Source organism: Thiobacillus denitrificans ATCC 25259 (assembly GCF_000012745.1).
In the GTDB taxonomy this organism is placed as follows: Bacteria; Pseudomonadota; Gammaproteobacteria; order Burkholderiales; family Thiobacillaceae; genus Thiobacillus; species Thiobacillus denitrificans_B.
In genome coordinates, this window is sequence record NC_007404.1 from 2624724 (window position 1) to 2643156 (window position 18433).

Below are 18433 nucleotides of genomic sequence, written 5' to 3' on the forward strand. Positions count from 1 at the left end.
CGTTGGTTGCGGCCTTGTCGGCAGTGTCCGGCGACGCGGTCAGGCGAGCTTGAAGCCTGCGATCGAGTTCTTGAGGTCCTGGGCCAGCTGTTTCATGCCGCCGATCGAGTCCGCCGTCTGCTGGGTGCCTTCGCTGGTCTGTGCGGAAATCGTCTTGATGTCCTGCATGGTCTCGGCGACGAGCGCCGTCGACTCGGCCTGGTTCTGGGTCGCCGAGGAAATGTCGGCGATCAGGCCGGCGAGCTTCTTCGACACGTCGCCGATCTCGGCCAGCGTCTGACCCGCCGCGTCCGACAGCTTCGCCCCCTCGACCACGCCCTGGGTCGAGACCTCCATCGCCGCGACCGTGTCGTGGGTGTCGGACTGAATCGTCTTAACGATCGCTGCGATCTGCTTGGTCGCGTCGGCCGAACGTTCCGCCAGGCGTTGCACCTCTTCCGCGACGACCGAGAATCCGCGGCCGGCCTCGCCCGCCGACGCCGCCTGGATCGCGGCGTTGAGCGCCAGCACGTTGGTCTGTTCGGTAATGTCGGAAATCAGCTCGACGATTTCGCCGATCTCCTGCGACGACTCACCGAGACGCTTGATTCGCTTCGACGTTTCCTGAATCTGTTCGCGCAGCGTGTTCATGCCGGTGATCGCGTTGGCCACGGCCTGCTGGCCTTTTTCGGCGGCCGCGAGCGACTGCTCCGCGACCTTGGCGGATTCGGCGGCGTTGCCCGACACCTGCTGCACGGACTGCGCGAGACGCACGACCGCGACCGACGTCGCTTCGATTTCATCGGTCTGGCGGCGTGCCGCCTGCTGCAGCGACTCGGACACCTTGCCGGCTTGGCTCGCCGCCTGGTCCATCTGCTGGGTCGCGTTGTTGATCCCGCGCACCAGGGTGCGCAGCTCCTCGACCGTGTAGTTGATCGAGTCGGCGACCGCGCCGGTGATGTCTTCGGTCACGCTCGCGTTGATCGTGAGGTTGCCTTCGGCGAGTTCGCCGAGTTCATCCATGAGACGCAGGATCGCCTCCTGGTTACGGCTGTTCTCCTCTTCACTCTTGCGCGCCCGCGACTTGGTTTCGTTGATGTTGACCAGGCCGAGCATGACCAGCGCGCCGATCGCAAGCACGCCGAACACCGCCGCGAGCAGATAGCCCGCGCCGCCGACCGACTGGTAATCCTGAGACAGCTGGTCGGTATCCTGCAGCAGCGCGTCGCTGCCGACGAAGAGGTTGTTGGCGGCGAGCTTGGCCTGCAGCAGCGGCTGGGTGTTGGCGAGCACGGCGCCGACCGCCTCGACCATGTCACCCATGTTGGCGCCGAGATCCTCGAGCGTCAGCATGCTGCCCTCGCTCTGGCTCGCCGCGCCTTCCATCAGGGCCTGCACCGTGTCGCGGAACGAGGTCGTATCCTTCTCGAGCTGCAGCACGACCTCGGGGTCGATCAGGTCGGCGGAGAGCAGCAGGTTCGCGTTTTTCGGCAGGCGCTGGCTCAGCATGACGAGGTGGTTGGCGCGCGATACTTCGCGCACGCCCGACCCGGAATCGGCGAGTTGGCTCGCGAGCTGCTCGGAAACCTCCTGCAGATCGATACTGAGGGCGTTGATGCGCTTGACGCTCTCGCTCATCGCGACGAGGTTCTTCTGCTGCGACAGGATCTGCTTCACCTGCGGGTCGAAGGTCTTCCACTGTGCGCCGATCTTTCCGAGCGTGTCGCGCGCCGCCCCACCCGACGCAGGCACCTCGTCGTCGCCGTCGGTGAGTTGTTTCAAGGTCGCTTCGAAGGCCGCATTGCCTTCGGACAGTTTCTTGAACGCGATCGCGTTGCCGAGCACCGACTGCTGCGCGGTCAAGGGCAGGCGCTGCGACAACACCTTCAGTTCGCCGGCGCGCGCTTCGTAGCCCGCGCGGTTGTCGAGCTGGATCGCGCCGTAGATGGTGAAGCCGGCGGCGAGCAGCAGCGATGCGATCAGCGTGCCGCCGGTGTAGAGATATTGCTTGTCGACCGGCAGATGCCCGATCAGCGGAGCACGGCCCGGCTCCTTGTCGGCGAGCTTGCGCACCGTCTGCATGATGAGCGTCGTATGCTCGCCCCGGCCGCCGCCCGTGCTGGCCCTGCCGGTCATGCGGCCCGCCAGCCCCTTGAGGCCGTTCATCGTGATTGCCATGTTCATTGCTCCAAACCTCCACTCGTGGGCGCGAGGGCGCCTTGTTTTTTCAATGCGGATCAGTTCCCGACCTGCGCCTCGACCATGAGGAATTCGGGGTTGCCGAGAAGCTGCGCAACATCGATGTCGCACCAGGCGCCGCCGCCTTCGTCGACATACTCGCGCGCGACCCATGGGTGCGTCGCGGTCCGCTCGCCGCGAGCCTGATAACGGCCGACGTTCTTGAGACCGAGCGTGCCCTGCACCAGCAGCGCGGCATTGACGCCGAAACTGTGATGCGGAATCAGCAGCCGGCAGTCGCCGTGCTCAGGCGTGACTCCCTGCCCCATGAAGTCGGAAAGGTCGCTCACCGCGAACAGGTTGCCGCGAATGTTGGTGACGCCGCGAAACCAGCGCCGCGCGCCCGGAACCCTGACGACCGGCGGCACCGGGATCACTTCCTCGGTATCCGACAGGGCCACCAGCCAGTTGACGTCGCCAGCGCGAAAGCCCAGGCGCGAACCGGTGTTGTCGCGGCTCGCGGCCGCCTGCAGCTGCTGCGAAAGCGCGGTCTGAAATTCACGCAGATTGAATTTCTTCGCCATGCCGGTCGGCTCAGCCCAGGGCCTTGATCTGCGAGAGCAAGTCTTCGGGTTTCACGGGCTTCACCAGATAGGCCTTGGCGCCCTGGCGCATGCCCCACACCTTGTCGGTTTCCTGGCCCTTGGTCGTGCACATGATGACCGGGATGTGCTTGGTCGCTTCTTCCTTGGAGATCATGCGCGTCGCCTGGTAGCCGTTCATGCCCGGCATCACGACGTCCATGACGATGAGGTCGGGGAGCGTCTGCTTCGCCTGCGCCACGGCCTCCTCGCCGCTTTCGGCCATGCTGACCAGATAGCCGTTCTTGACCAGAAGCTCGGACAGGAAAAAACGCTCGGTCGGAGAATCGTCCACTACCAGAATTCGGCTGATCGCCATGATTCGCTCCTTGTTTCTTTGAAAATTCAGGCGCCGGCGCTGGCGTGCTCGCGCACGGCGGTCAGCAAGGTGTCCTTGGTGAAGGGCTTGGTGAGGTATTCGTCGGAGCCGACCATGCGGCCGCGGGCGCGGTCGAAGAGCCCATCCTTGGACGAGAGCATGATCACGGGCGTGCCGCGGTATCGCGCGTTGCGCTTGATCAATGAGCAGGTCTGGTAGCCGTCGAGCCGCGGCATCATGATGTCGACGAACACGACGTCGGGCTCGTGGTCGGTGATCTTCGCCAGCGCGTCGAAGCCGTCCTGGGCGAGAATGACCTCGCAGCCCGCCTGGTTCAGGAAAATTTCCGCGCTCCGGCGTATGGTGTTGCTGTCGTCGATGACCATCACCTTGACGCCTTTCAAAGCTTCGTTGTCCACACGTTTCTCCAGCAGAATCGTCGGGCGGGCGGCTGTCGCCACGCCTCCTGTGTGGTAAGCATTACGGCAGCGGCTCCCGCTTCTTTAGCGCGCTGCAGCGCCGCTTCCGACGAAGAAAAAGGGGCGTCGCAACGCCCCTCTGGCCGCCCGCTCGGCGGGTTTTTTACTGCCAGGCTTCGCTGCTCGACTTCTTTTCGACGCCCGCCACCGCGCTCATCGTTTCGAGTATCGAGTTGGGCAGTGAGGAAATGCGCATGAACTGCCCCATGCCGACGTCGGGGAAGGCGAGCGCGATGCGGAAGCGGCCGTGCGGGGAGGCGACCTGATTGTCGACGACGTAGACCTCGTAAGGCAGACCGGCGACGTTCTCCTGCATGTCGATCTTCTTGAGCCATTCGCCGTCGGCGTCCTCGCCGTTCATCGCGATGCCGAAAACCGCGATCTTCTGCTTGGGCAGAACGACCTCGTAGACCTTCGCAGTCTTGCCGGCACCCTTGGCGAGATTCTCGCGCACGGTCTTCAGCGCCTCGGCGAAGCTGCCATACTCGGCGAGCCGATTCTTCGGCGAATCGAGCCGCTCCATGCCGATCATGTAACGGTAGTTGGCCAGGTTGCCGGGGGGTTCGTCGCCGCCCAGACCCTTTCCAGCGCCCAGCGATACGGCCAGGCGCTCCTGCAGCGCCTTGACCGATCCCTCCTTCTTGGCGAAGGACTTGCGGAAATAGGCGCGGTACCAGTAGTCGGGGTTGGTGTAGCTCACGCTGCCGTCGGCCTTGACGCCGACACGGATCGCCGCGCCGAGGACGGCGTTGCCGCCGACCGACGCGATATCGTCGAGCATGGCCTCGTCGGTCGCGACGACGACGCCGTAGCCGGGGAGGTTTTTCGGAAAATACTTGCCGACGACCTTGAACCCGCCGCCCTTGAGCTTGGTTTCGACCGCCGCCGCGGCCGCCTGGACGTCGCCGCCGCGCACGGTATCGCCCTGGATGTAGGGCGCGACCGCCCAGGCACTCACCGAAAATACGAACAAACCGAATGAAGAAAGCCACCGCGTAATCATTATTGTCTCCTTGTCAGAGGGTCGCGGCCCGCCCGGATACCCCGGGGACGCCGCCGGGTCGCGGGAATGGCCGCGACGCCAAGGCCGAACCATCGGCTCTACCTCGCAATAACGCCGGCTTTCGGGCTTTCTTGAGCGGTCGGAAGGCGGCAGACCGCCTACAGCGTGACCATCAGAAAATCGTCCTTGCGCGCGCCGCAGTCCGGGCAGGTCCAGTTGATCGGCACGTCTTCCCAGCGCGTGCCGGGCGGGATGCCGTCGGCCGGCGCGCCCGCTTCCTCGCGATAAACGTAGCCGCAGATCAGGCACATCCAGGTCTTGTATTCGGCGTTTTCGGGCATTGCGGCAGGGGGAATCGGCTAAAATCGGGGATTGATTTTAAAGCAGCGCCGCCATGCCGCCTATCTTCGCCCCCAAACCAACGCCGCCGCTGGTGTTGAGCTTCGCCGCCTCCGACCCGAGCGGCGGCGCGGGCCTGCAGGCCGACGTGCTGACGCTCGCGAGCATGGGCTGCCACCCGCTGTCGGTGGTCACCGCGATCACCGTGCAGGACACCGCCGGGGTCGACGAGGTGCTGGCCATCGACGCGGAGTGGGTCGCCGACCAGGCGCGCATGCTGCTCGAGGACGTCCCGGTATCGGCCTTCAAACTCGGCATGCTCGGAAGCGCAGAATCGATCGCGATGATCGCCGAGATCCTCTCGGATTACCCGGACATCCCGGTCATCCTCGACCCGGTCCTCGCCTCGGGCCGTGGCGACGAGTTCGCGAACGACGACATGATCGCCGCGATGCGCGACATGCTGATCCCGCAGACCAGCATCCTGACGCCGAACAGCCACGAGGCGCGCCGGCTGGCGCTGTTCGAGTCCGACGAGGACGATATGGACCTCGCGGCCTGCGCGCGCCATCTGACCGACCTCGGCTGTGAGTATGTCCTGATCACCGGCACGCACGAGGCAACGCCGCGTGTGCTCAACAGCCTTTACGACGCCAACGGACACGTGCAGACCGACGCCTGGGATCGCCTACCAGGCAGCTACCACGGTTCGGGCTGCACGCTCGCCGCGGCCATCGCGGCGACGCTCGCCTACGGCCAGGACGTGCCGGCCGCCGTTCGCGAAGCGCAGAACTTCACCTACGAAGCGCTCAAGGCGGCATTCCGCCCCGGCATGGGGCAGTACATCCCCGAACGCTTCTTCTGGGCGCAGGACGCACAGGCGGAAGGGAACGGCTGATTGCGCACCTTCCCCGGCGGCGTATACGCCCTCACCCGCGAGACCCCTGACACCGAGCGGCTGCTCGCCGAAGTCGAAGCCGCGCTCGCGGGCGGCGTCGCGGCAGTCCAGTACCGCGACAAGTCCGGCGACGTCGCGCAGCGGCACGCGCAGGCGAGCGAACTCGCCGCCCTGTGCCGGCGCTTCGGGGTGCCGCTGATCGTCAATGACGACCTGCGGCTGGCCGACCTCGCCGGCGCCGACGGCGTGCATCTCGGGCGCGACGACGCCAGCATCCGCGAGGCGCGCATCATTCTCGGACCGGCGAAGTTCGTCGGCGCATCGTGTTACCAGAGCCTCGACCTCGCACGCGCGGCGCAGACCGCGGGCGCGGACTATGTCGCGTTCGGCAGTTTCTACCCCTCGCCGACCAAGCCCGCCGCGGCGCGCGCCGACGTCGCGCTGCTCGCGCGGGCGAGCCGGCACATCGCGCTGCCGGTCGTCGCGATCGGCGGCATCACGGCGGCCAACGCCGCGCCGCTCATCGACGCGGGCGCCGACAGCCTTGCGGTCCTCAGTGCACTGTTCGACGCGCCCGACGTACGCCGCGCCGCAGCCGAACTGAATCGATTATTTGCAGCCGAACCTGAAGAGTGACCGACCCATGAGCCGTAACGAAGCCCTATTCGAAGCATCGCAAAAAGTCATCCCGGGCGGGGTGAATTCGCCCGTGCGCGCGTTCCGCAGCGTCGGCGGCACGCCGGTGTTCTTCAGCCGCGCCCGGGGCTCGCGCGTGTGGGACGCGGACGGCCGCGAGTACATCGATTACGTCGGCTCCTGGGGTCCCGCGATACTCGGCCACGCCCATCCGGGAACGGTCAAGGCGGTCCAGGACGCCGCTGCGAACGGCCTGTCCTTTGGCGCACCGTCGGAGGCCGAACTCACGATCGCGACGCGCATCACCGAGCTTCTGCCGAGCGTCGAGAAGGTGCGCCTCGTATCCTCGGGCACCGAAGCGACGATGAGCGCGATCCGGCTCGCCCGCGGCTTCACCGGTCGCAGCAAGTTCATCAAGTTCGAAGGCTGCTACCACGGCCACGCCGACTTTCTGCTGGTCAAGGCCGGTTCGGGCGCACTGACCTTCGGCAATCCGACTTCCGCCGGCGTGCCGCCCGAGGTCGCGGCGCAGACGATTGTTCTCGACTACAACGACGTCGCCGGCCTCGAGCGCACTTTCGCCGAGATCGGCGACGAGATCGCCTGCATCATCGTCGAGCCCTTCGCCGGCAACATGAACCTCGTCAAACCTAGCGCGGAGTTCATGGCCGCGATGCGCCGTCTTTGCGACGAGCACGGCGCGCTGCTGATCTTCGACGAAGTCATGACCGGTTTTCGCGTCGACCTCGGCTGCGCGCAGAAACTGCTCGGCATCCGCCCCGACCTCACGACGCTCGGCAAGGTCATCGGCGGCGGCATGCCCGTCGGCGCCTTCGGCGGGCGCGCCGACGTCATGGACGCGCTCGCGCCGGTGGGCCCGGTGTATCAGGCCGGAACGCTGTCGGGCAACCCGGTCGCGGTGGCGGCGGGCCTCGCGACGCTCGCCTCGGTGTCCGAACCGGGCTTCTACCCCGCGCTCGCGGCGCGCACCGAAAAGCTCGTCAAGGGCCTGACCGCTGCCGCGCGCGAGGCCGGCGTGACCTTCTGCGCCGACTCGGTCGGCGGCATGTTCGGCCTCTATTTCGCGGCCGAGCCGCCCGCGAGCTTTGCCGAAGTCATGCGCTGCGACAAGGAGAAATTCAACCGCTTCTTCCATGCCATGCTCGACCACGGCGTTTATCTCGCGCCCTCGGCCTTCGAGGCCGGATTCGTTTCGGCCGCCCACAGCGACGCCGACATCGACGCGACCGTCGCCGCGGCGCGGGAAGTGTTCCGCACGCTATGAACGACGCGCTGTCCCCGGAAGACGAGCTCCGCCTGCACGTACTCTTCAACACCGAGCTGCGGGCGGTTCGCATCGACGAGTCGAGCATGACCCTATGGGCGCTCACGCCCGAAGGTGAGGCGAGCGTGCCGCTCAAGCCGACCGAGCGCGCCGACCGTTATCTGAAAAAGGTGCGCGAGATGCTGTCCGGTTACGCGCTCGGTTCGCCGGGCGGCTACCCGGTGCATCTGACGCGCTGGACGCGCCAGTCGCAGGCCGGGCTGTCGGCCCAGCATCTGGCGCAATTGCTGCTGATCGCGGAGGAGGAAGCGGTCGTCGCTGTGGTGCACTCGCCCGCGCTGACCGACGAGCTCGCGCACTATGCCTGGTGGTGCATGCCGACGATCGAAAACGCCCGCCTCATGCTGATGCGCGACGTCGTCTGCAAAGGCCGCATGGGCCGCGTGCTGGCCGGCTTCCTGGTTGAGCACCTCGCCTTCCTGCACGAGGACGACGTCGGCATCCTCGACACGGTCGCCGTCATGCTGCATTCGGGGGTGCTCAACGAGGCCGAGCGGCTCGCGATCTGGAAGCGCGGCAGCAGCCGCAATTCCTACTACGTCGCCTTCCTCGAACTGCAGCCCGACGATCTGCCGAATCCACGCGATGCGCGGAGCGACCATGCTGACGTTCCGGCCGTGCCCGACAACCCCTACAGCGCGATGCTGCAAAAGGCCTTGTCGGGCCAGGGCCAGACCTTTCTCGCGACGGTCTCGACCATCCTCGACCGCCCGGAGATCCAGGAAGTCGTCAACCACACGCTCAACGCGCTCGCGCGCTGGTGCGCGCCCTTGCGCGACGCGGACGCCGCGGCGCGCGCGGCCGCACGCGCCGCCCTGATCGAAGCCGCGCCGCAGTTCTATGCCGATTGCACAGCGCTGGATACGCTCGCCGCGGCCGACAGCGAAAGCGTGCGGCCGATCTTCCTCAAGACGACCGCGATCGGCTCGCTGATGCGGCGCAAGATTCAGCCCGTCGTCACACCGCTGCTCGACGCGAGCGCGACCCTGCGGCGTCAGCCGTAACTCGCGGCCTCAGGTCCCGAGCGCGGCGTCGACGCTGGCGAGGAATTTCTCGGCCTTCTCGAAGCCGATCACCTTGTAGTCCGACTGGACGCCGGCGCTGTTCCAGAAAATCAGGCCCGGCGGGCCGAACAGGCCGAAGCGCTTGAGCAGCGCCTTGTCGGCCGCGTTGTTGGCGGTGACGTCGGCCTTGAGCAGCACCACGTCCGCCAGACGCGCCTGGACCTTGGGATCGCTGAACGTGAAGCGCTCCATCTCCTTGCACGACACGCACCAGTCCGCATAGAAATCGAGCATCACCGGGCGCCCCTCGGCCTTTGCCGCGGCGAGCCGCGCATCGAGTTCGGCGACGTCCTTCACCTTCTCGAAGCGCAGTCCGGCCGGAACGGCGGCGGCCGCGCTTCCGCCCGCGCCGGGCGCGCCGCGCTTGAAGACGTCGAGCGGCTGCAGCACGTCGCGGCTGCCCGCGAGCATGCCGAGCAGCATGGCTAGGCCGCCGATCAGCAGCACGACGCCGAGTCCCTTCCACAGCCGGGACCAGCCGCTCGCGTGCTGCGGCAGCGGATCGAGCGCATGCAGATAGATCGCCGCGGCGATCAGCAGCAGCGCCCACAGGAGCATGTGGATCCAGGACGGGATGATCGGCGAGATGAGGTAGATAGCGATCGCGAGCATGAGCACGCCGAAGAAATACTTCACCGCGTTCATCCAGCCACCGGCGCGCGGCAACAGTGCGCCGGCCGACACGCCGACCAGCAGCAAGGGCACGCCCATGCCGAGCGCCAGCACGAAGAGCGCGACGCCGCCGAGCGTCGTGTTGCCGGTCTGCGCGATGAAGGCGAGCGCGGCCGCGAGCGGCGGCGCGACGCACGGCCCGACGATGACCGCGGACAGCGCGCCCATGACGAAGACGCCGAGGAAGTTGCCGCCCTTCATGCGATTGGACGCGTCGGAAAACTTGCTCTGCAACGCGCTCGGCAACTGGATCTCGAAGAAGCCGAACATCGACAGCGCGAGCAGCACGAAAATGCCGGCGCCGATGCCGAGCGCCCAGGGGTTCTGCAGCGCGTTCGACAGCAGCGTGCCCGACAGCGCCGCGGCGACGCCGGCGAGTGCGTAGGTGATCGCCATGCCGAGCACGTAGGCGAGCGAGAGCAGGAAGCCGTTCGCCTTGGTGAGCGTCTTCTTCTGCCCGGCGATGATGCCGGACAGGATCGGAATCATCGGAAACACGCAGGGGGTGAAGGCGAGCAACAGGCCGAAACCGAAAAACGTCGCGACGACGGCCCAGGAACTGCCGCTCTTGAGCACGCGCTCGATGCGCGAGGTGTCCGATTCCCCGGCGCCAGTTCCGCTCGGTGCAGCGTCGGCCTTGCCGCCGGACGCGGACAGCGAGAACTCGCGCTTGATCGGCGGATAGCAGACGCCGACCTTTTCGTTGCAGCCCTGCCAGCCCGCCTCGACGACGAGGGTTTCGCCTGCGGCGAGCGCACGCGAAAGCGTCAGGTTCGCGGAGAGGTCGCGGTGATAGACCTCGGTGCGACCGAAGGTGGGGTCGTCCTTGACCTCGCCCGGCGGCAGTTCGTTCTTGCTCACCGACACGCCGGCCGGTGCCTTCACCGTGTATACGAACTTGTCGCGATACAGATAGGTGTCGGCGGTCAGCGTGTAGTCGAATCTGACCGTCGTCGCCGTCGGCATCGTCGCCTTGACGAGGAAGGCCTCGTCGGGCGGAAGCAATTGCGGCGCGCCGCCGTCGCCCATCAGGCTGCCCAGGCCGCCGCTCGCGGCCTGCGCGGTCGCGACTGGCGCGAGGCTCGCCGGTGCGGCGACGGGCGGCGCCGGCAGTTCAACCTTCGCGCTGACGGTCTGCGGCGTGTAACAGAGTCCCGCGTCGGCGCAGCCTTGCGAGACGGTCTTCAGGGTGACCGTTTTCGTCCCCGGCGCAGCTTTGATCGGCAAGGCGATGCGTACGTCCTTGGTATAGGTTTCGACGCGGCCGAAGTACTCGTCTTCCTTGACTTTGGCGGGCGGCAGGCGCGCCTCGCCGAGCGTCGCGCCTTCGAGTTCGAACCTGAACTTGTCGCGATACATGTAGTAGCCGTCGGCGATCTGCCAGCGCGCCTCGAGCGTGTCGGCGTCGAGCGCGCGCGCCGAGAACTTGAACGCGACTTCGGGGTCAAGAAATTCTTCGGCCTGCGCGCCCGGCAGATGCACGAGCGCGGCCCACAGAAGCGGAATGGCGCCGAGCAGTCGGGTCCACTTAATCATGCTTTTCGGTCTCCTTTGCTACCCAGTCGAGATAAGCGGGCAAGCCGTGCGTGATCGGTACGGCGACGAGTTCCGGTACCGCGTAGGGATGCTGGGCACGGACCACGGCTTCGACCTCGGCATAGGCCGCGGCCGTGGTCTTGATCAGCAGCGGGATCTCGTCGGCCGTCTCCACCGCCCCCTGCCAGCGGTAGATCGAGCGGCAGCCGGGCAAAAGGTTCACGCAGGCCGCGGCGCGACGCTCGACCAGCGCGCGGGCCAGTTTTTCGGCCGACGCGAGATCGGGTACATTGGTCAAGACTAACAAAGGTTCCATGTCATGCGCTTTAGTTGGATCGTTCTACTCGTTCTGTCGTTTCCCGTGCTCGAGGCCATCGGCATCTTCTGGGTGGCCAACGCGATCGGCGCCTGGGTGCTGCTCTGGTTGCTGCTCGCCGCGATCGCCGGCGTGATGCTCGTCCGCGTCGAACGTGTCGCCTGGAGCGCGCGCCTGTTGTTCTCGGTGCAGTCGGGAAGCCATCCGCTCGCCGCGCTGCTCGCGAGCGGCCGTATTCTGCTCGCCGGCGCGCTGCTTGTCTTCCCGGGTTTCATCAGTGACGCAGTCGCGCTCGTTCTGTTGTTGATGCCGACGACCTGGAAGGGACGCAAGCCGCCTCCCCCCGCGGGGCCGCGCGACGGCGTGCTCGAAGGCGAGTTCAAGCGCGAACCCGACGATCTGTTGCGCTGATCAGGGCGTGCGCGCGAGGCGCCTCACTGCGCGACGCGCGCGCGCCCGATCTCGCGCAACAGTGCGTCGGACGTTGGATAGCGATACTTCATGCGCAGTTCGCGCGTCGTGCGGGCGTTCGAAAGCTGCCGCGATTCGCGCAAAAATGACAGCAGCGCCTCCGACAAGACCTTCTCCGCCTCGGCGCGTTCCACCCGCGGCGGGCGCGGCAGCCCGAAGGCGTCGGCACAGCTGTCGAACCAGTCTCCCATTTTGAGCGGATGCGCATCGACCGCGTGGTAGATGCGCTGGTCGCGGCCGCGGAATAGCGCCGCCCAAGCGAGGCGCGCGAGATCGTCGGCGTGGATGTGATTGGTGTAGCTGTCGTCCTGGCTCAGCAGTGCCGGCGTGCCGCGCTGGATGCGCGCGAGCGGCAGGCGGTCCGCCGCGTAGATGCCGGGGGCGCGCAATATCGTCACCTGAACGTGACGCTGCCGCCCCCAGGCGCGCAGGCGACGTTCCGCATCGACCCGACGCACCGCCCGCGCATTGACCGGCGCGACCGGTCGGGTTTCGGCGACCCAGTTTCCGCCGCAGTCGCCGTAGACGCCGCTGGTGCTGATATAGACAAGCGCCCCCGGCTTGTGCCGTCCGAGCGCATGCAACAGATGCGCGGTTCGCGAGTCGCTGCGCCCGTCGGCCGGCGGCGGCGCGAAATGAAACACGGCGTCGGCGCGCGGCAGCCGTTTGAGAGTCGCCGGGTCGTCGAGGTCACCGAGATAGGGGCGCACGCCGAGCGCGCGCAAAGCCGAGACTCGCTCGGCGCGGCGCACCACGCCGATGAATTCGGCCTGCCCCAGATAGGCCCGCACCAGACGTTCGGCGACGTCGCCGAACCCTACGATCAAAATCCTTTTCATGCCTTACCTGTCGTCGCCGCGTGAGACCCTGGCTCGGCAAGGGTGAAAACCGTGCTGCGCCGGGCGATAATTGCTGGCTGTTCCCGCATTCTAAGCTCACGCCATGTCGCATCAAGTCACGATTCAGCCCAGCGGACACCGGTTCACCGTCGAGGACGACGAAACGATACTCGAAGCCGCGCTGCGGGAAGGCTTCTCGCTGCCCTACGGCTGCCGCAACGGGGCGTGCGGCTCGTGCAAGGGCACGGTCCTGCAGGGCGAGCTCGATTATGGCGTCTATCAGCCCAATGCGCTCAAGGACGAGGAGAAGGCGCGCGGACGCGCGCTCTTCTGCCGGGCGAAGCCGCTGTCCGACATGGCGATCGAAGTCCGCGAGATCGGTGCGAGCAAGGACATCATCGTCAAGACGATGCCGTGCCGCGTCGAAAAACTCGAGAAGCTCGCCGACGACGTCATGCGCGTGCGCATCAAATTGCCGGCCAACGAGCGCCTGCAATTCCTCGCCGGGCAGTACATCGATTTCCAGCTCAAGGATGGACGGACGCGCAGCTATTCGCTCGCCAACGCCCCGCATGACGATGCCCTGCTCGAACTGCACATCCGTCACGTCCCCGGCGGTCTGTTCACCGATCAGGTTTTCACCACGCTCAAGGAACGCGACATCCTGCGGCTCAAGGGCCCGCTAGGCAGCTTCTTCATTCGCGAGGATTCCGACAAGCCGATGATTTTCGTCGCCGGTGGCACCGGCTTCGCGCCGATCAAGAGCATGCTCGAGCACGCGTTCGCCACGCATACCGACCGCGAGCTCGTGCTTTACTGGGGCGCGCGTGCGCGCAAGGACCTCTACCTCGCCGAGTTGCCGCAGCAGTGGCTCGCCGAACGGCCCAATTTCAGCTTCATTCCGGTCCTGTCGCAGGCCGAGCCGGACGACGCCTGGCAAGGCCGCACGGGCTTCGTGCACGAGGCCGTTCTCGCCGATTTCGCCGACCTTTCCGGCTATGAGGTGTACACCAGCGGCGCCCCGGCGATGGTCGACAGTGCGCGCGAGAGTTTCGTGAATACGCGCGGGCTGCCCGAGGACGCGTTCTTCGCCGACGCCTTCGTCTACGCCGCGGACACCCTCGCGGCGACGTCCGCGTAAGGACTACCGCGCCTTACTGCTGCCGCGGGGCCTTACAACGCGCCCTTGGCGCCGGCCTGCATGATCTCGATCAGGCCTTCGCGCACGGCCTTGATGCGCGTCGTCAGGCGCTCCTGGAGTTTCTTCTCGGCAGCGACCATGTCGACGTCGATGTCGGTCATGACCAGCCAGCCCTGGCCGTCGGCCGCCTCGATCAGCGCGATGCGGCAGGGCATGTAGATCGCGAAATCCATGTTCATGTCGATCAGTTCCTTCGCCGTGACGGCGTCGCAGAACTGGAAGATCGTGATGACGCGTTGCGGCTGCCCGGTCACCGCCTCCACCTGCTCCGACAGCGGCAGCTCCGAGACGAGCTTGAGATTGAGGGCATTGGCGCGCAGCCGCATCGATTCGGCGGCCTCGTCGAGGCTCACATTGCGGTCGATCGGGATCTTGTAGACACCGCTCTGCGTACTCTTCGGCGCCGGCTCGACACGCGGCGCCATCGCATGCGCGGGTAGGGCCAGCAGTGAGGACAGCATGACGAGGCCCGCGACAAAGGTTCTGATAAACATACGACGCCTCCATTGGACGAAGGATGGGGGCAGGGCACCCGACCCGGCACGCCCTGCGCTACGACATATATATCAGCCGCGCACGCGGCGCCCTGTCGTCACTCGCTGCGACACAGGGTCAGCGCCTTCTGATAATGCTGGCAGGCGTCGCCGGTCTGGCCGCTTTGCGTCTTCAACTCGGCCATGCGGATATGCCCCTCGGCGGTCGGGGCGATGGCGAGGCTCGCCTCGAGATAGCTTTGCGCCTTCCCCCACAGCTGCTGCACGCTGCACAACTGCGCCAGCGCCAGCAGCAGCCGGGCATCCCGCGGGTGGGCGTGCAGCCACTTTTCCGCCCGCTCGATCTGGCGGCGCGGATCGCTCGCGCGCAATTCACCGTAGAGCGCGACGAGTTCCTCGTTCCACTCGCGATCGAGCGCAGCTTCGAGCACGTCGAGCGCGGTGTCGTCCCCGCCGCGTTGCAGGAAGGCGCGCGCGGCGGCACGGGCAACCCACGGATCGACCTTGAATTCGCTCGGAACCTTCTTCCAGTATTCGAGCAGCGCGCGGTCGTCTTCGGCGCGCCGCTTAAGGTTTTCCGCATAGGCCATGCGCCGGTTCTGCGCGGCGACCCCTGGCTCGAGTGCGTTGGTCCGCATGAGCAGGTCAAGCAGCCGGTCGACTTCGTCCCACTGCCCGGTCATCTGCCTCGCCCTGAGCTCGAGGCGCAACAAGGCGGTGTGTTGCGGCGCGATCTCCTTGGCGTGATTGATCGCGACGAGTGCGGCGGCCGCGTCCTTGGTCTCGAGGCGCGCTTCGGCTTCGAACAGCTCGGCGGCGAGTTCGCTGCCGTGCTCGACCGCCTCCTGGATATGGCGCTCGCGCTGCAGCACTGCGCGCATTTCCTGTGCGGCGCGCGCGGCGAACACGCGGGCAACGCCGACGCGCGCGGGTTCTCCCTGCCAGCCGCCGAGAGATTGTTCGGCATCCTGATAGCGGTATTCGACGAAGGCCTTGAGCCCGCCGAGAAAATTCTCGTCACGCCTTCTCGCGGCCCGGCGCTCGCGCTGTTCGCGCACGATGCTCGGCAGATTGAGCGTGAGCGACGCGAGCCGCAGCAGAACGACCCCGCCCACCACGAGCCCGACGACGGCGAGGACGAAGCTGATGAACGAGATCTCGAGCCGCCACGGCGGATAGACGAGGACGACATAGCCGGGGTCGTAGCGGCCGGCCATCGCCAGCGCGATCGCCAGCACCGCGACGATGACGATCGAGATCAGCCAGCGCATTACAGGTTCCCCTTGTACGCGTCGAGCGCGGCGAGGCTCGCGTCGATGCCGGGCAGCTTGGTGACGATCTGCAGGCTCGCGAGTCGCTTGACTTCTTTCTGCGCGGCGGCGACGCCGGCGTCGCGCGTGTTGAAGTAGCGCGCGAGCATCTGTGCAACCGCGTTGAGGTCGGCGCGGAACCCGGCTTGGTCCTGCGCGAGCAACGCAAGACGCGCCGAGAGCAGGCGCAGGCGCAGGTTCTCGCGCAGGAAATAGGCCTGATCCGGCGGCAGCAGAATCGCCTCGTTGCGATCGACGCGGCGAATCTGAACGATGTGCTTGAGTTCGGTCCAGAGCTCCTGGCCCAGATCGCGGCTTCCCTCCGCGCGCAGCGCGGGCTTGGCTTCGGAACTCTGCGCGCTCGCCAGCGGCCAGCTGGCGTGGCGCGCCACGAGCGCCTCGATGCGCGCGCTCGCGCCGACCTCGTCGACGGACGGCACGGCCTTCAGCTGCGCAAGATCGGAGGCGATCGCGCGCCGCAGCGCCGTGAACTGCGGCTTGTTGACACGCTGCAGGCGGGTGTCGGCGCCCTCGAGCGCGATGATCGCGGCCTTCACGTTGCCCGCCAGCTGCAACTGCTGGGCCGCGGTCAGGAGCACCTGCTCGATCTCGGCCAGGGTCCACTGGTCGCGGCCTTGCACGAGATCCTTGTAAAGCGATTCGAGCGCCAGCTGCTGCTGTTGCGCCCCCGCCATCTGGCTTTCGATGTGCGCCACGCGCTCGCTCACCTGCCGCATTGCGTCGTCGGCGTTGCGCGCGAGCAGGCGGCTTTCGCTGATCTCCTTGCCGCTGTCGGCGAGACGCCGCCCGAGTTCTGTCTTGAGTTCGCGCACGCGCTCGCGGCTGTCCGACCAGGACCAGATCGCGACGGCGATCGACAGCACGGCGATCAGCAGCGAAACCAGGGAAAGCGCGTGCCTGGGGGCCGGTGCCGGTGCGTGGGGGATCGCTGCCGGCGCGGCGACGGGGGGCGTGTCGTGGGGAGTGCTCATGCGGTATTCCTGAACCAGTTGACGAGACCCGCGACGAGTCCGGCGTCGCCGCCGGGCGTTGCCGTGGCCTGGGCGACACCGAAGCTGCGCGCAGCGGCGGCGATTTTCTCATACGGCGCGAAAAGCGGCGTATGTGCAAGCAGCGGCGCCCCGGCCTCGCCAAGCAGCGCGGCCAGATTGTGCAGCGTCTCGGCGCTCGCCACGGTGACGGCGTCGATCCCGCCGGCTTGCCAGCGCGCGATCAGCGGCGCCGCATCGGCCGTCGGCGCTAGGCGCCGGTAGCACTCCATGTAATGGACCTCGGCGCCGCGCGCGGCGAGCGTGTCGCCCAGGAGCGCGCGCCCGCCGATGCCGCGCACGATGACGACGCGTTTGCCGTCGACGTCGAGCAACTGCGGGAGCGCGAGCAAGGCCTCGCTGTCCTGGCCGTCGGGCGTGATCACGGCATCGAGCCCTTGGGCCGCGAGGGCGCGCGCGGTTCCCGGACCGACGGCGAGGACGCTGCGCCCGGCGGCCAAGCTGCCGATCGCGGCCATGCCGAATTCCGCCGCATTCGGGCTGACGAAAATCACGAAATCGGCGGCGACGACCTGCGCGAGCGACGCTTGCAAGCGGTCGACCGGCACGGCTTCGAAGGCGAGCGCGGGGAACTCGAACGCGCTGCCGCCGGCCGCGCGGATCGCCGCGCTCAAGGCGGCCGCCTGGCGCGGCGCGCGGGTGACGAGGATCGTGCGCCCGGCCAGGGGCTGGGTCATGCCGGCAAGGCGTCGAGGACCGCGCGCGCACCCTGCGCCAGCAGCTTGTCGGCCAGCGCCTGACCGACCGCCTCGGGATCGCTCGCGTCGCCCTCGGCACGGTCGACAAGGAAGCGGCTGCCGTCGGGCTTGGCGACGAAGCCCTCGAGCAGCAGGCGCCCGTCCTTGTATGACGCGTGCGCCCCGAGCGGCACCTGGCAACTTCCGCCAAGCACGCGGCTGACTTGGCGCTCGGCGCGCACGCAGGCTGCGGTTACGGGATCGTTCAACGGCGCCAGCATCGCCGCCACGGCCGTGTTGCCGCTGCGGATTTCGATGCCGAGCGCGCCCTGGCCAGCGGCCGGAATGCTCTCCTCGACCGACAGCAGGCTCTTGATGCGGGCGCCGAGCCCGAGCCGCTTGAGACCGGCCGCAGCGAGCAGGATCGCGTCGAACTGGCCTTCGTCGAGTTTTTTCAGCCGCGTGCCGACGTTGCCGCGCAGCGGCTTGACCGTGAGGTGCGGATAGCGCGCGCGCAACTGCGCTTCGCGGCGCAGGCTCGACGTGCCGACGACGCTGCCCGGCGGCAGGTCCGAGAGCCGCGCGTAGCGATTCGACACGAAGGCGTCGCGCGGGTCCTCGCGCTCGCCGATCACGGCGAGCTCGAAACCGGGCGGCAATTCCATCGGCACGTCCTTCATCGAATGCACCGCGAGGTCGGCCTCGCCCGCCGCGAGCGCGACCTCGAGTTCCTTGACAAACAGGCCCTTCCCGCCGATTTTCGACAGCGTCACGTCGAGAATCTGATCGCCGCGCGTGGTCATACCAAGGATGTTGACCTTACACTCCGGGTGCAATTCGCGCAGGCGGTCACGAATGTGCTCCGCCTGCCACATGGCGAGGGCACTTTCACGAGAGGCGATGGTCAAGGTGTGCATGTCGGTAGACGCGGTAAGAAAAGACTGTTTGATTGGAATCGGCGGGTCG

The 18433-nt window shown here is 67.1% G+C and carries 20 protein-coding genes; 6 read left to right on the forward strand and 14 right to left on the reverse strand.

What is annotated here, in order from left to right; translation table 11 throughout:
- Positions 1-39: 39 nt before the first annotated feature.
- The 6 genes from TBD_RS12795 to TBD_RS12820 form a co-directional block, all read right to left on the reverse strand.
- Positions 40-2163 carry a methyl-accepting chemotaxis protein gene (locus TBD_RS12795; protein ID WP_011313061.1) on the reverse strand — a complete coding sequence of 708 codons (2124 nt, stop codon included), beginning with the start codon at positions 2161-2163 and terminating at the stop codon, positions 40-42.
- 53 nt (positions 2164-2216) lie between these two features.
- Positions 2217-2741, reverse strand: a complete 525-nt coding sequence (locus tag TBD_RS12800; protein WP_011313062.1) for a chemotaxis protein CheW — start codon at positions 2739-2741, stop codon at positions 2217-2219.
- A gap of 10 nt (positions 2742-2751) precedes the next feature.
- The gene (locus TBD_RS12805; protein WP_011313063.1) at positions 2752-3117 is read right to left on the reverse strand and encodes a response regulator transcription factor; all 366 of its coding nucleotides are present in this window, start codon (positions 3115-3117) and stop codon (positions 2752-2754) included.
- A gap of 26 nt (positions 3118-3143) precedes the next feature.
- Entirely contained in the window at positions 3144-3503 is a 360-nt protein-coding gene (pilG, locus tag TBD_RS12810) for a twitching motility response regulator PilG (protein WP_041433266.1), read from the reverse strand.
- Between the two features lie 196 nt (positions 3504-3699).
- A complete protein-coding gene (locus TBD_RS12815; protein WP_011313065.1) occupies positions 3700-4599 on the reverse strand; it encodes a hypothetical protein in 900 nt (299 codons plus the stop codon).
- Positions 4600-4757: 158 nt separating this feature from the next.
- A complete protein-coding gene (locus tag TBD_RS12820) occupies positions 4758-4940 on the reverse strand; it encodes a rubredoxin (RefSeq protein WP_011313066.1) in 183 nt (60 codons plus the stop codon).
- Positions 4941-4993: 53 nt separating this feature from the next.
- Between TBD_RS12820 and thiD the strand changes: the two genes are divergently transcribed.
- Genes thiD through TBD_RS12840 form a run of 4 tightly spaced genes read left to right on the forward strand, consistent with a single transcriptional unit; the run spans position 4994 to position 8821 of the window.
- Positions 4994-5836: a bifunctional hydroxymethylpyrimidine kinase/phosphomethylpyrimidine kinase gene (thiD, locus tag TBD_RS12825; protein WP_011313067.1), complete on the forward strand. Its 843-nt coding sequence runs from the start codon at positions 4994-4996 to the stop codon at positions 5834-5836.
- On the forward strand, positions 5837-6472 hold the full coding sequence (gene thiE, locus TBD_RS12830) for a thiamine phosphate synthase (RefSeq protein ID WP_011313068.1): 636 nt from the start codon (positions 5837-5839) through the stop codon (positions 6470-6472).
- 7 nt (positions 6473-6479) lie between these two features.
- Positions 6480-7757, forward strand: coding sequence for a glutamate-1-semialdehyde 2,1-aminomutase (hemL, locus tag TBD_RS12835; RefSeq protein WP_011313069.1), 1278 nt, complete (start codon positions 6480-6482; stop codon positions 7755-7757).
- Positions 7754-8821 carry a hypothetical protein gene (locus TBD_RS12840; RefSeq protein ID WP_011313070.1) on the forward strand — a complete coding sequence of 356 codons (1068 nt, stop codon included), beginning with the start codon at positions 7754-7756 and terminating at the stop codon, positions 8819-8821. Before hemL ends, TBD_RS12840 begins: the two co-directional genes overlap by 4 nt.
- Before the next feature lie 9 nt (positions 8822-8830).
- Here TBD_RS12840 and dsbD read toward each other — a convergent pair whose 3' ends face one another.
- Both dsbD and cutA read right to left on the reverse strand, forming a co-directional pair.
- The gene (dsbD, locus tag TBD_RS12845; RefSeq protein WP_011313071.1) at positions 8831-11089 is read right to left on the reverse strand and encodes a protein-disulfide reductase DsbD; all 2259 of its coding nucleotides are present in this window, start codon (positions 11087-11089) and stop codon (positions 8831-8833) included.
- Positions 11082-11405, reverse strand: a complete 324-nt coding sequence (gene cutA / locus TBD_RS12850) for a divalent-cation tolerance protein CutA (protein ID WP_011313072.1) — start codon at positions 11403-11405, stop codon at positions 11082-11084. The genes dsbD and cutA overlap by 8 nt, the downstream gene beginning before the upstream one ends.
- Positions 11406-11408: 3 nt before the next feature.
- Here cutA and TBD_RS12855 point away from each other — a divergent pair, with 3 nt between their 5' ends.
- Positions 11409-11816: an FxsA family protein gene (locus tag TBD_RS12855; RefSeq protein ID WP_011313073.1), complete on the forward strand. Its 408-nt coding sequence runs from the start codon at positions 11409-11411 to the stop codon at positions 11814-11816.
- A gap of 23 nt (positions 11817-11839) precedes the next feature.
- On the opposite strand, the gene TBD_RS12860 is transcribed toward TBD_RS12855, so the two are convergent.
- Positions 11840-12715 (reverse strand): SDR family oxidoreductase, encoded by an 876-nt coding sequence (locus TBD_RS12860; protein ID WP_011313074.1) that lies wholly within the window; start codon positions 12713-12715, stop codon positions 11840-11842.
- 103 nt (positions 12716-12818) lie between these two features.
- On the opposite strand from TBD_RS12860, the gene TBD_RS12865 reads away from it, so the two are divergent.
- Positions 12819-13856 (forward strand): CDP-6-deoxy-delta-3,4-glucoseen reductase, encoded by a 1038-nt coding sequence (locus TBD_RS12865; protein WP_011313075.1) that lies wholly within the window; start codon positions 12819-12821, stop codon positions 13854-13856.
- 32 nt (positions 13857-13888) lie between these two features.
- Here the strand turns inward: TBD_RS12865 and TBD_RS12870 are convergent, their stop codons facing one another.
- The 5 genes from TBD_RS12870 to hemC form a co-directional block, all read right to left on the reverse strand.
- Positions 13889-14410, reverse strand: a complete 522-nt coding sequence (locus TBD_RS12870) for a DUF302 domain-containing protein (protein ID WP_011313076.1) — start codon at positions 14408-14410, stop codon at positions 13889-13891.
- Between the two features lie 98 nt (positions 14411-14508).
- Positions 14509-15681: a heme biosynthesis protein HemY gene (locus tag TBD_RS12875; protein ID WP_011313077.1), complete on the reverse strand. Its 1173-nt coding sequence runs from the start codon at positions 15679-15681 to the stop codon at positions 14509-14511.
- Positions 15681-16712, reverse strand: a complete 1032-nt coding sequence (locus TBD_RS12880) for a uroporphyrinogen-III C-methyltransferase (RefSeq protein WP_011313078.1) — start codon at positions 16710-16712, stop codon at positions 15681-15683. Before TBD_RS12880 ends, TBD_RS12875 begins: the two co-directional genes overlap by 1 nt.
- A complete protein-coding gene (locus tag TBD_RS12885) occupies positions 16709-17467 on the reverse strand; it encodes a uroporphyrinogen-III synthase (RefSeq protein ID WP_011313079.1) in 759 nt (252 codons plus the stop codon). Before TBD_RS12885 ends, TBD_RS12880 begins: the two co-directional genes overlap by 4 nt.
- Positions 17464-18384: a hydroxymethylbilane synthase gene (hemC, locus tag TBD_RS12890; protein WP_011313080.1), complete on the reverse strand. Its 921-nt coding sequence runs from the start codon at positions 18382-18384 to the stop codon at positions 17464-17466. The genes TBD_RS12885 and hemC overlap by 4 nt, the downstream gene beginning before the upstream one ends.
- Between the last annotated feature and the right edge of the window lie 49 nt (positions 18385-18433).

Coding starts and splice junctions, on each gene's coding strand:
- TBD_RS12795 (WP_011313061.1), bottom strand. CDS start 2,163: ATGAACATGGCAATCACGATGAACGGCCTCAAGGGGCTGGCGGGCCGC.
- TBD_RS12800 (WP_011313062.1), bottom strand. CDS start 2,741: ATGGCGAAGAAATTCAATCTGCGTGAATTTCAGACCGCGCTTTCGCAG.
- TBD_RS12805 (WP_011313063.1), bottom strand. CDS start 3,117: ATGGCGATCAGCCGAATTCTGGTAGTGGACGATTCTCCGACCGAGCGT.
- pilG (WP_041433266.1), bottom strand. CDS start 3,503: ATGGTCATCGACGACAGCAACACCATACGCCGGAGCGCGGAAATTTTC.
- TBD_RS12815 (WP_011313065.1), bottom strand. CDS start 4,599: ATGATTACGCGGTGGCTTTCTTCATTCGGTTTGTTCGTATTTTCGGTG.
- TBD_RS12820 (WP_011313066.1), bottom strand. CDS start 4,940: ATGCCCGAAAACGCCGAATACAAGACCTGGATGTGCCTGATCTGCGGC.
- thiD (WP_011313067.1), top strand. CDS start 4,994: ATGCCGCCTATCTTCGCCCCCAAACCAACGCCGCCGCTGGTGTTGAGC.
- hemL (WP_011313069.1), top strand. CDS start 6,480: ATGAGCCGTAACGAAGCCCTATTCGAAGCATCGCAAAAAGTCATCCCG.
- TBD_RS12840 (WP_011313070.1), top strand. CDS start 7,754: ATGAACGACGCGCTGTCCCCGGAAGACGAGCTCCGCCTGCACGTACTC.
- dsbD (WP_011313071.1), bottom strand. CDS start 11,089: ATGATTAAGTGGACCCGACTGCTCGGCGCCATTCCGCTTCTGTGGGCC.
- cutA (WP_011313072.1), bottom strand. CDS start 11,405: ATGGAACCTTTGTTAGTCTTGACCAATGTACCCGATCTCGCGTCGGCC.
- TBD_RS12855 (WP_011313073.1), top strand. CDS start 11,409: ATGCGCTTTAGTTGGATCGTTCTACTCGTTCTGTCGTTTCCCGTGCTC.
- TBD_RS12860 (WP_011313074.1), bottom strand. CDS start 12,715: ATGAAAAGGATTTTGATCGTAGGGTTCGGCGACGTCGCCGAACGTCTG.
- TBD_RS12865 (WP_011313075.1), top strand. CDS start 12,819: ATGTCGCATCAAGTCACGATTCAGCCCAGCGGACACCGGTTCACCGTC.
- TBD_RS12870 (WP_011313076.1), bottom strand. CDS start 14,410: ATGTTTATCAGAACCTTTGTCGCGGGCCTCGTCATGCTGTCCTCACTG.
- TBD_RS12875 (WP_011313077.1), bottom strand. CDS start 15,681: ATGCGCTGGCTGATCTCGATCGTCATCGTCGCGGTGCTGGCGATCGCG.
- TBD_RS12880 (WP_011313078.1), bottom strand. CDS start 16,712: ATGAGCACTCCCCACGACACGCCCCCCGTCGCCGCGCCGGCAGCGATC.
- TBD_RS12885 (WP_011313079.1), bottom strand. CDS start 17,467: ATGACCCAGCCCCTGGCCGGGCGCACGATCCTCGTCACCCGCGCGCCG.
- hemC (WP_011313080.1), bottom strand. CDS start 18,384: ATGCACACCTTGACCATCGCCTCTCGTGAAAGTGCCCTCGCCATGTGG.